This window comes from Chitinophaga sp. 10T418 (assembly GCF_056394125.1).
The window spans coordinates 132,216-143,189 of the sequence record NZ_JBFTHG010000010.1; the positions used below are offsets into that span (position 1 = coordinate 132,216).

The 10,974-nt window shown below is 46.0% G+C and carries 10 protein-coding genes; 3 read left to right on the forward strand and 7 right to left on the reverse strand.

The annotated features are described in order from the left end of the window. Window positions 1-49: 49 nt before the first annotated feature. The 7 genes from AC1DCV_RS26015 to AC1DCV_RS26045 form a co-directional block, all read right to left on the reverse strand. Complete coding sequence (locus tag AC1DCV_RS26015) at window positions 50-1,417, reverse strand: DUF5458 family protein (RefSeq protein WP_477025911.1); 1,368 nt, start codon at window positions 1,415-1,417, stop codon at window positions 50-52. A gap of 39 nt (window positions 1,418-1,456) precedes the next feature. Beyond that, on the reverse strand, window positions 1,457-1,903 hold the full coding sequence (locus tag AC1DCV_RS26020) for a hypothetical protein (RefSeq protein ID WP_441574626.1): 447 nt from the start codon (window positions 1,901-1,903) through the stop codon (window positions 1,457-1,459). Window positions 1,904-1,939: 36 nt separating this feature from the next. Further along, on the reverse strand, window positions 1,940-4,381 hold the full coding sequence (locus AC1DCV_RS26025) for an AAA family ATPase (RefSeq protein WP_477025912.1): 2,442 nt from the start codon (window positions 4,379-4,381) through the stop codon (window positions 1,940-1,942). Between the two features lie 357 nt (window positions 4,382-4,738). Beyond that, window positions 4,739-5,788 carry a DUF3137 domain-containing protein gene (locus AC1DCV_RS26030; protein ID WP_477025913.1) on the reverse strand — a complete coding sequence of 350 codons (1,050 nt, stop codon included), beginning with the start codon at window positions 5,786-5,788 and terminating at the stop codon, window positions 4,739-4,741. Between the two features lie 13 nt (window positions 5,789-5,801). After that, window positions 5,802-6,329 carry a hypothetical protein gene (locus AC1DCV_RS26035; protein WP_477025914.1) on the reverse strand — a complete coding sequence of 176 codons (528 nt, stop codon included), beginning with the start codon at window positions 6,327-6,329 and terminating at the stop codon, window positions 5,802-5,804. Between the two features lie 34 nt (window positions 6,330-6,363). Next, window positions 6,364-6,672 (reverse strand): hypothetical protein, encoded by a 309-nt coding sequence (locus AC1DCV_RS26040; protein WP_477025915.1) that lies wholly within the window; start codon window positions 6,670-6,672, stop codon window positions 6,364-6,366. Between the two features lie 141 nt (window positions 6,673-6,813). Further along, window positions 6,814-8,037: a DUF6807 domain-containing protein gene (locus tag AC1DCV_RS26045; RefSeq protein ID WP_477025916.1), complete on the reverse strand. Its 1,224-nt coding sequence runs from the start codon at window positions 8,035-8,037 to the stop codon at window positions 6,814-6,816. Window positions 8,038-8,179: 142 nt separating this feature from the next. Between AC1DCV_RS26045 and AC1DCV_RS26050 the strand changes: the two genes are divergently transcribed. The 3 genes from AC1DCV_RS26050 to AC1DCV_RS26060 all read left to right on the forward strand — a co-directional run bounded on the left by AC1DCV_RS26050 (window position 8,180) and on the right by AC1DCV_RS26060 (window position 10,943). Beyond that, window positions 8,180-9,733, forward strand: a complete 1,554-nt coding sequence (locus tag AC1DCV_RS26050; RefSeq protein WP_477025917.1) for a C25 family cysteine peptidase — start codon at window positions 8,180-8,182, stop codon at window positions 9,731-9,733. After that, on the forward strand, window positions 9,714-9,989 hold the full coding sequence (locus AC1DCV_RS26055) for a hypothetical protein (RefSeq protein WP_477025918.1): 276 nt from the start codon (window positions 9,714-9,716) through the stop codon (window positions 9,987-9,989). Before AC1DCV_RS26050 ends, AC1DCV_RS26055 begins: the two co-directional genes overlap by 20 nt. Before the next feature lie 339 nt (window positions 9,990-10,328). Continuing rightward, on the forward strand, window positions 10,329-10,943 hold the full coding sequence (locus tag AC1DCV_RS26060; RefSeq protein ID WP_477025919.1) for a hypothetical protein: 615 nt from the start codon (window positions 10,329-10,331) through the stop codon (window positions 10,941-10,943). The last annotated feature ends 31 nt before the right edge of the window (window positions 10,944-10,974 follow it).

The following is a 10,974-nucleotide window of genomic DNA, read 5'->3' on the forward strand; positions in this document are numbered from 1 at the left end:
CACGGGCTGTTTAAAGCATCGTTAAAGCCCAAAAGCTGACCACTGAGGGTTATTTACCATCCTGCTCGTAGGTAGTATCCCAATCTGTAGCTTCATCGCCTTTTTGACCCTCCATTTTGATCAGGAAGTTCTTGGCAGGGAAGTAAGGCTTCAGATGGATATCAAGGTGGATCCGGTCTTTCTGTATCGGATCCTGCTCAAAGCGGCGGATATTAAAGTCTTCAATCAGCTTATCAGGACCGGTGATGCCATCCAGGAAGCGGATAATCTGCTTCATCAGGTCCTTGCGTGTATTGGCATTGAAGTTTTCGAATGCACGGCGGTTCAGGAAGTCCATCAGCACCTTGGTCACGAAATCGAATACCCGCACAACAGAATAAGTTTGCAGCCCCAGGTTATCCCCGTTAAACAGTGTTTTAGCACTGAAGGCCATTACTTTTCCGTATTCTTTCACCATGGGTACCAGTCCCATTTTTTCCAGGCTGGCAATTTCACTTTTCTTCAATTCAAATTTCACCCCGTCCACTTCGTTCATACCACCGAATTTTTTACCGGCAGTTACCTGCGACATGAGGGTTTTATAGATCTTACCTGCCAATGCACCGGAAGGTGGTACATACAGATGATCCTGTTCTCCTACTTCATCAAATTTGCCACGGCCTACCAGCCAGTTGCAGGACATGATTACATTGGAGCGGTGGATTTCGCCACCGGTAAGATTGGCCTGCTCAAACATCTCCATCACGTCATCCGGCGCATCCAGGTGTGCGAAATCTGTTACCAGCATGGCTTTATTTTCATGGGCAATTTTCGCCCATTTCTCTATCACTTTATTGGAGCCCAGGTAGCCGGGAACAACAAGCAGACTGTAGTTGGTCCGCAGATCCAACCGGTCATAGTTGCTCACCAACTCATTGTTGACAGCATCAATGAAACGGGTATTATCCAGGTCTTTCAGCTGCTCCAGTTCCACGTTGATAAAGGAGATGTTCTTTACCTTGTCGGATTCTGTATTCTTGAAGAAGAGTGCCACATTCCGGTAGGACTGCTCCAGTTCACGGGTCGAGTCTACTGCTTCACCCAGATTGGTTGACAATACCTTTCCGGCTTCTTCCGCGTGGGAAGCACAGTAGTCCACCATTTCAGGCAGCTCTGTTGTTTCAGACAATACTTTTTCCCAGAGGGACAGTACTTTTTTGAGTTTATCTCTTTCTGTTTTTTTGCCGGCTTCTGTCAAAAATATATTGCGGCGTGCCTTACGCTCGGGGTTAAGGTTTTGTGCACCTTCAACGGTACCTTCCAGGAGGTCAAAGCCGCCATACTTTGCAAGATCTTCAATATTTCCGCTGAGGTTAACTTCCTGCTGTGAAGACAGGCCATCATTTTGCAGCTCCTGGTTTTTCTGTAATTCTGCCATAATCAGTGAGGTTATGTTCCTGAATGGGGGAACTGTTAATTATTTGGTATTAAGGTCTTTCATCATGCCACGAATTGCGCCTAGTATCGCTTTGCGGGCATCCGGATCGGCCAGGGCTGATTTCAGGATTTTATTCGTCTTCAGCTGTTTCATAATTTTCAGGTATTGCTCCTTTTCAGTAGCCAGATCATTGAGGAAAGCACTTTGTTCTGTAATGCCTTTTATACCGAAATCACCCAGGTGATGGAATTGTAATTTTTCCGGCACAGTACGACCTTCTGCATCATGGAAACTTACATTCACGGCTGGTTTGAAATGTTCAAAAACAGCTTCTACGGAAGTAAGCCCTTCCACTATTTCAGGTTTAACAGGTGTTTGCTGGGTTAACTTTTCAGCAAACAAGGTACGGTTATGCGAAATTTCCGCGATGGCTTCGTTGGCGTCCAGCTTCACTTCTGTGCCGCCAATTCCGTAGTTGTCATTCATTTGAGATAAATTTAGAATTTTGGAATCTGACAATCATCAATTTATTGTCCAGTCTAGCTGATCATTTTTTATATCCAGTGTTACGGTCATATCTTTTCGCAGACTACCACCTATGATCATGCGCGACAATGGTTTACGCAACTGACCCCGGATCACCTCCCGCAGCGGGCGGGCACCATACTGGGGAGAATAGCCCATCAGTGCCAGATGCCGGCGGGCATCCGCAGATACAGTTAAGCTGATCTCCTGCTGCTGCAATAGTTGCAGTAAATGTTGTAAATGAATATCAAAGATTTTCTCCACGTTTGCCTGCTGAATAGGACCAAACGGAACAATCTCTGTAAGTCTTCCCAGGAACTCCGGTCTGAAATGACGGGCCATCAGTTCCATCAGCTGCTGCGATGCAGGGATCACATTCTCCTGGAAAGACCTTGCAATCGCTTCACTGCCAATGTTGGAAGTAAACAACACCAGCGCATTGGAGAAATCGCCTGTTTTTCCCAGCCGGTCGTGAAGTTTTCCTTCATCCATGATCTGCAAAAAAATATCGAATACAGACGGATGTGCTTTTTCAATTTCGTCAAACAATACCACGGCATAAGGTTGTTGCCGTATTTTGTTGACCAGCAGCCCACCTTCCTCGTAACCCACATATCCGGGAGGAGCGCCATACAACAGGGCGGCAGCATGTTCTTCTTTAAACTCTGACATATCAAAGCGGATCATGCAGCGTTCATCCTGGAACAGGAAGTCGGCCAATGATTTTGCCAGTTCCGTTTTACCGGTACCCGTTGGCCCCAGAAAAAAGAAGGAACCTATGGGTTGTCCGGGCCTGCTGAGGCCCGATCTGGATTCTAATATGGCATCTGCCACTGCTTTGAGGGCATGGTCCTGTCCTACTACCCGCTTACTTAACTGTTGCTCCATGTTCACCAGGCGCTCTCTTTCCTGAGACTGTACTTTTCCCAGGGGAATGCCGGTGATAGCAGCAATCATGGTAGCCAGATCCACCGGAGTCACTTCCTCGTGCGGAGTGGTTGTTACAACAGAAAGTTGTTCCAGTAACTGTTGCAGGTAAAGTTGTATGTCCGCAACCGCTGTCATTTTACTGACATCCTGCGGGGTATGCAACCGGGCAGCTAACAGGGTACCCAAACGCTCCGTCATTTGCCGGTGAAACCATTGAAAATCAGTTATCTGTGAGGAATCCTTACCATTAAGCGATTCCAATTCCAATTGTAAAGTTTGTAATAAGCCGGTGCCGGTGTCCTGCATGGCGCGTATAGCCGCCATGGTACGGTCCAGCAGGTTAATGGCACTGTCCGGCAAAGATCTTTCTTTCAGATAGCGCCGCGACAGGCGGATAGATTCGTGTATGCTTTCGGGTGATACTTTGAGCTGGTAGAAATTTTCATATACCGGTACTACCGCGCTCATCATGCGGCCGGCCAGTATTTCATCGGGCTCTGTCAGTGTAATGGTTTCAAACCGGTGCCGCAGAATGGCATCCGGCTCTATGAGCTTACGAAACCCTTCCGGTGTGGTGGTGCCGATGAGAATAATTTCACCCTGACCCAATGCGGCTTTGATAACATTGGCCATACCGCCACCGGATTGCTTGTCCAGCAGGCTGTGAAGATTATCGATAAAAAGTATATGCTTACCCGTTTGTTTAAGTTGCTGAATAATTTGCAGCAAACGGTCTTCCAGTTCATTTTTATAAGCGGCCCCAGCTATAAATGCACCGTAGTCGAGTGCATACATTTCTGACGACTGCAACTGCAGTGGCACCTGTTTTTGTACAATAGCGCGGGCCAGTCCCTCTACCAAAGCGGTTTTACCTACTCCGCCGTCACCGATCACCAATACACTGGCGCGGTCTTTACGTGTAAGCACTTCCGTGATGCTCCTGATTTCTCCATCACGGCCTATCACCGGATGAAACGTTTTCAGCAGTTGTGGATCTGTAATGCGATATACATATTTCAATGCCCCGGGTTTAATACGGCTGGCGGTGGTATTATCCGATGCTATGTCCTTTCCACTTTTTCCGGCGGCTTTTAATTGCTCCCGTGTAAAAGGAAATGTTTTCAGTTGTTCGTAGGAAAAGCCCACACCTGGAGTGCACAGTGCCATGAGCAAGGCCCACGCATCCGCTTCTTCCAGATCGTTTTCTGTTGCTATACTGATGGCTTCCTGCAGTACTGTTGTTGCCGCTTCATCCGGTTCCGGTTCATCCGGAATACGCGATGCCCTGGGCATCTCATCTAATCGTACTTCCGCCCATTCTTCCAGGTAGTATACATCCAGGTTCAATTGATGTAATGCAGGCGCCAGTCCTGTTTCTCTATGTAAACAGGCGCGCAATAAATGCGCAGGTGTATACTGCGAATGATGATAATCTTTTGCAATGGCTGTTGCTATCCTTATGGCGGATTGCAATGCAGGTCCAAATATGGTCAGTGTTGACAGGGTCATTTGGATGATACCAGGTTTTTCAAATATTAAGTTAACAATTACAATTACTATTTGGGCGCCCCTCTTAGGAGGCAAAGTAAAGATACAGCGAAAACATTTACATAGAATTCAATCTAAAAAAAAACTCGTTCGGGGTATACCATTCTATGCCTAACCGGATATTATACGTATTTAACGTCCCTCACAACACAATACCATAAAGGGTTACAACGAATATAAAAAATATCGCAACATATTATTTAAATTTTATTTTTGATGCTAAAATCTGGCAGAAAAATAAAATTTAAAAGGAAATTATTGGGAGGATGTCTACCTATTAAATATGATACAGACATTTTCCCTATCTCCTTAAAAAAATTAAGACCTGGAAAATGCCCTGCTTGTCCAGATACTTCTATTGTCCTGCAGATCTTCGGCCAATTGCAGCAGTGACATAAAATCGAGATAGAAATTCTTCAGTATCTGCCGGTCCTGCAGCGATCTGTTCAGGGTTGTTTCAAAATAGTCCATCCCATGGCCAATACCGATGTAAACGCGGTTATTATAAAAAGAAATAAATAGTCTGGCAGTGCTCCTTTCCTGCAGGCGGATGATTTTTTCCATTAGTAGCTGCGTCAGCAATTGCTGCGCTTCGTTTGGATCCTGGGCATATACCATGAATAATTTATTGAAGGCTGCATCTGCGGGCAGCACCTTTTTGCCAAGATCCCAGGTTTGAATAAATCCATTGTCAGCAGCATTGCTGGAAAACAAGCTTTCCATTGCGGAATTACGGGAAAGAATATACACAGGGGTGCTGAAATAGCGCGGGAACTGTCCAATAAAATAGCTGCCGGAGAAGACTGTATCAGGCCCCTGCCCGCGTACCGTCACCAAAGGCATATGCGTCACCAGGAGATCGCAGAACTGGAAATTCATGTCCCCTGTTTTACCATACACCTGGTCATTGCCACTTATGCGATAATTTTTCTTTGCGAACAAACCGCTTTCGGTAAATTCTTCATAGCTGGCATAGTTGAGCGGCTGATAAGTATAGGAAGGATTGATAAAACCAATAATGGGCTTTACAATTCTTGTTTTAAAATCATGCTGAAAATCCACCGCATCGTCCACTCCTTTTCTTCCCATCATAAAATAGCGGATCCCGTAACTGCCGAGCGTAAACAGCAATACGATACCCACTATCAGAAATGCCTGGTTACCAAAACCATTGTTGGTGGTGGCTTCCCGCGCCTGCTGAGTGGAAAACCTGATCATGAAATAAATAAATATGGCAAACGGAACCAGGCAGGCAGCCCACATCCAGCGCGTCCAGTTACGGCCGGAAATGCGTTTTTGTTCCATGGCCAGCAGCTCATCGCTGAGTTGCTGATCCAGGAAGGTATTAAATTCTTCCAGTGTTTTCATGAATGGTACATTATCAGTTAGAAGACCAGTGAGCAGAAGATCCACCTATAGAAATGGGAGACATCTCAGGTACCCGCTGACTGATCAGCGCCTTAAAGGGCTGCACGTTTTCGGCAGACAAAGGCAGTTTGAAAAAAGAACGGCTTTGTCCAATTCTTACATGCGCATATTCCATTGGAAACAATCGCAATCTGATAATACGCAGCGGCAGGGTAAGTTTATAATCCGTGTAGGTATCTACGTTATTCACTGATTCGCCCTTTTCAAGACGGCTTACAAAGTCATGAATTTTCTCAGGACGTTTCTTCGCGTGGTGCAGCATAAAGAGATAGGGGATCAAAACACCTACGGGTAAAAACAATAATATAAACAGTACACCATTGGGTGTTTGACTGCTTTTTCCGGCAAAAATACTATAGGCTATTCCCCCAAAAACAAGCACAGCAAAAACTTCTGCGGTAATAAGGGCATTAATGGTTTGCTTTTTATCCTTCTCATGGATTTCAAGCAATGTTGTTTTCAGTTCAGAGAGGTTATTCATGCTGATATGTTGCGTTTAGGAATATGGATTTACTTCATTTGGATTTCAGTTTATAAAAATTACTGATAGCAAGATAAAAACCGGCTACGGATACCAACGCATAAGCGGAAATCAGCGCCCAGATACTTTCTCCCGTTACTTTATAAATCAGCATTTCAATTTTGGTAATACTGATCGTATCATCTCCTGTGCTATGAAACTGTTTATAACGATAGAAGATAAGTGCTATCCCTGCAATGCCGAGTAACAGGCCAACGATCACTCCTCCCCAGGAAGGCGCATCTTCCTCATCGGGAGATTTATCTATCTCTTCCTCTTTTTGAGAATCATTGAAAGTGCTCATGAGGATGATGGTTAAGGGTTATTGAATCAGGGTTATATCACACATCTCATCCGATCTGTTTCTCAGAGGTTAACTGAATTGAAACCGAATCATTCACAGCGCTAAAATAAATGAAAAAGAGAGAAAACACAAAATGCAATATCAAATGATACTTACTTCCGGCGGATGTACATATTCTTCCCAGGCGGCCTCTGCTTCAGCAACAGAGATATCACCGCTATACACCATCACTCTGTACTTCAGCTGGTAGTGTGCTCCCGGGTAAAGCTGCCATGGTTTCATGCGCGTAGGTGTATAGTTAAACATGAGTTCCCCCCCTTCCATATCTTCCGGCCATACACGCAAAGGTTCGGGGGAATCAAAATTATCAGGATAGTTCATAATCAGCATTCCCGCCTTTCCCTGTGCGGTAGTGCCTGATATTTTCACCCAACGGGCACGGGTGCTATCGGCATCTTTGCGGGTCTTACCATCTGATGTCAGTACCTGGCTGGTTTTAGCCGTAAACTCCGCTGTTGTTCTTAGCCCGAAACCACCGCCGTAGCGGTATTGTAACAGGGTAATACCATTGGGGGTATCCGGCGCAAAAGTGGAGGTAAAATCCCATTCCCGGCGGGATCCTTGTTCCGTAGCGGGATAAGCCTGTACCAGCCACGTTTCCCGGATAGCCGTTTTTTCAGTGCCATCTTTCAGAAATGCAATATGATCCTGACCAGCGCTGAATCCGCACCATACATTACCTGAAAGTGTTTCCAGGTGACCATTGAAACGTACTTTTCCTTCTTTCTTCTGCACATTCCAGAAATCTGTTTCTCTTCCTTCAAACAGCGTGTGGGTCCAGGGATTCCAGATACCCATATGATGCAGGTGTCCGGCATTAGGGAAGATATTAGTCAGCACCACGCCATTGGGAGCCCAGAGCGGATGAATAAAGGCGCTGCGGTTATATATCGTGTCTGCGCCTGCCGGAGCAGCTACCGTTTCAAAATTATATTGCAGGATAGGTTGTTGTTGTTCCTGCAGCAACAGATGACCGCCCTGCAGCACTGTTTTCATAGCCGGATTAGTCACCACTGTACCTTTTTTCAGTTCGTATTTCCTTTCAGTACCGGCAGGCGTAGTTCCCTGCATAATCCAGCATAACTGTCCCTTATATACATTAACGGCAACGGGCGTACGCTTTCCGTTGCTGACTTCTTCCAGGCTAACAGGTGCATTACCAACACCGGCTGGCAATGTCGTATATACGATACTGTTATTTCTGCTGATGCTGCCTGCTTTTACAATAAAGCCGGCAATTACCTGTGCATGGATGTTGATAACAAGGAGTATCAGAAGAACGGTTAACCCGTGGAATTTTTTCATAAACTGCTCATAGATTCTCAGAAAAATACGGTTTACTTTTTCACTATGCAAATACTCTGCGTAGGGAAATGATAATATTGTTGCAGTATGGGTAGCTTATTATCTTTTAAATCAATATTTTTGAACGCTTAATAAGGATACTATGGCATCCCCAAATATGAATATGCTGACTACCAAACTCATAATAACCAATAAAACCGCCTTACAACAGAAATACGGCGATAGTCACCAGCTCATACTGGATGATTTAAATGCGTTGCAGACTTATGACAACAGCAGACACCTGGATGCACACATTATTTTCATTGACGACACCGTGCAGATGCAGGCTTACCAGGCTACCGCTGTAACAGATGCCACCGACGACGCACAAAACAAGAAAGCAATCGATGATTTATACCGCTTCTTTTCTCCGGGATATTTACTACTGGTGGGGGCACAGGATATCATTCCATTCCAGCGTTTAAAAAATTTATTACCGGGCGACAATGATCCGGATGGAAATATACCCAGTGATCTGCCTTATGCATGCGATACGCCTTATGACACGGATCCGGGGAAATTCATTTCCCCTACCCGGGTAACAGGCCGGCTGCCGGATATTCCCGCAATGGGAGATGCAAGCTACCTGCATACGCTGATTACCAATATTATTGAAGCTGCACCTGCACAGCGGAGTGATTATCTTCCTTACTTTTCCATCAGCACCTTTGACTGGCAGGATTCTACGCAGAACAGCCTGCAGAATATTTTTGGGAATCATACCAGCATGCTGGTATTTCCGGGAGATGAAACCATGACAGGAACCAACTGGACTGCAGCCCAATTGCAGGCAAAAACGCATTTTATCAACTGTCACGGCGCTATTTATAATCCTGCCTATTACGGTCAGAAAGCAACGGATTTTCCGCTGGCCATGCGATCTGACATACTGAAAGATAAAATCACGCATGGTACCATTGTAGCGGCAGAATGCTGCTACGGTGGCCAACTGTTTGATCCGAAAAAGAACAGTGCCAAAAGAATCAGCATGGCCAACAGTTACCTCCTGAATCACGCACTTGCCTTTGTAGGTAGCTCCAACATTGCTTATGGGCCACCTACTGGACAGGGATTGGCGGACTTGCTGACACAGTATTTTGTGATCAATGTGTTGAACGGCGCTTCTACCGGCAGGGCCCTGCTGGAAGCAAGACAGCGGTTCCTGAACGAAATGGGCCCCACACTGGATCCCTACGAACTTAAAACAGCCGCACAGTTTTACCTCCTCGGCGACCCCTCGTGGCAACCAGTGATCAACGACAAAGATCCCAGTACTACCGGCGCGGAACAGCCTTTCGTAAATACCGTGCAAAACCGCCGCGACAACCTGGAAGCCCGGGGTAAAATGCTGGACGACTTTATCGCCGTTCCGCACCCTTCCGATGGTTCCCATGCAACAGATCCTGCGCTGCACACCGCTATGCACCAACTGTTGGATGAAAAAAACTTTGCCAAAGAACGGGATCCTAAGATTTTTGTAAACAGGAAAAATAGCCAGGCAGGCAAAGAAGATGTCAGCGGCTCCATGCCATCTGTAAAATTTCACGTATTTTCGGAATCTGCCACCACCGGGGAAATACCGTTAACAAAGGTCATTGTGGTGAAAGAAAAAAACAATCAAATACTGGGGTATCGTGAATATGTCAGCAGATAAAACCAACAGGGACCAAAACAATCCCTTCATTACACTCACCGGACGCCTGGTGCTCCGCACATTTGGCAAACATAGTAAAAGTGAACACCTTGGCGTATTCCTGGTAACGGATCAGGGAGACTACCTGATACGTCCTGCCGGCGCCAACCCTTTTATGCAAAATCCCCTGATGCCACTGGCCGGCAAAACGATTGTTGCCACCGGTTGTATTGAAGATTATGTATTTCTTGCCCAAACCTGGAAAGAAGAAGAATAATAGTCCGGTACTCCGGTAAAAACAGCTATCAATGTGTGCATTACCCGGATCCTGAAAAAAAGATAGCAAGCCTGATGGCGAACAGTTGTTAAATCTGAACGATCCGGTTCCGTAGATAAAAGAGATAGCAAAGCCGATGACCAATAGTCATAATGCACGCCCTACCCTGTTCTGGAAAGAAAAGCGGGAGTAAGCCTGGTGAGTAACCATAACAGCTTCCCTGCCTGCCAATAACAGGCATGCTATAACTATACAGTACATGTATATGTTTTTTTGTTATTTTGTCGTTTCAACGAATCCGCTGATGTTGCGGGAACGCGAACGGTCAAATGTTTACCTATGAATTTAGATGCGTTTATTAACCACCTTGTACGCGAAGGACAAGTAGCTGTAGTCAACCAAATTATCCCTTTTACAACGCAGGAATTACAGGACACCCAAACGATACTGGAGGCATATTATCAAAACGATATACTGGAAATACCTGGTACTGCACCAGCTTTTGATGCCGATGCCGCCCTCTGGGCCGCCGGGTATGTTTACAGAATAGTACAACTGGCAATGCTCAGGGAAGCAGGAAAGCAGGACATCCTGCACTGGCTTAACCCCTACCCGGTACCACCTACAGCTTCCAGCATTTACAGCGCAGACCTCTGTTTGCGGTACCTGCCAGACCTGCTCAGTCTTAGCAAAGGCCTCGCACCGGATGATCCGCTGGTGCAACAAATCAGGGAAACTGCCATGCAATGGCCTTTCTCTTCCACCGGCATGAACCTGCCTGCCAACGGGGATCTTACGACAGTAATCGCATCGCCCGCTCTCTTACAGGCTTACGCCGACAGAATTATCGCTACCCGCGATTCAAACAGGTGCGATATTCCTGCAGTGCAACAAACGGTCACCGCCTCACTTGGTAACTACGCGAGCATACTGTGGCCGGATTATAAAAAATGAACGAATTAAACACCGATATACTACTGAAGGA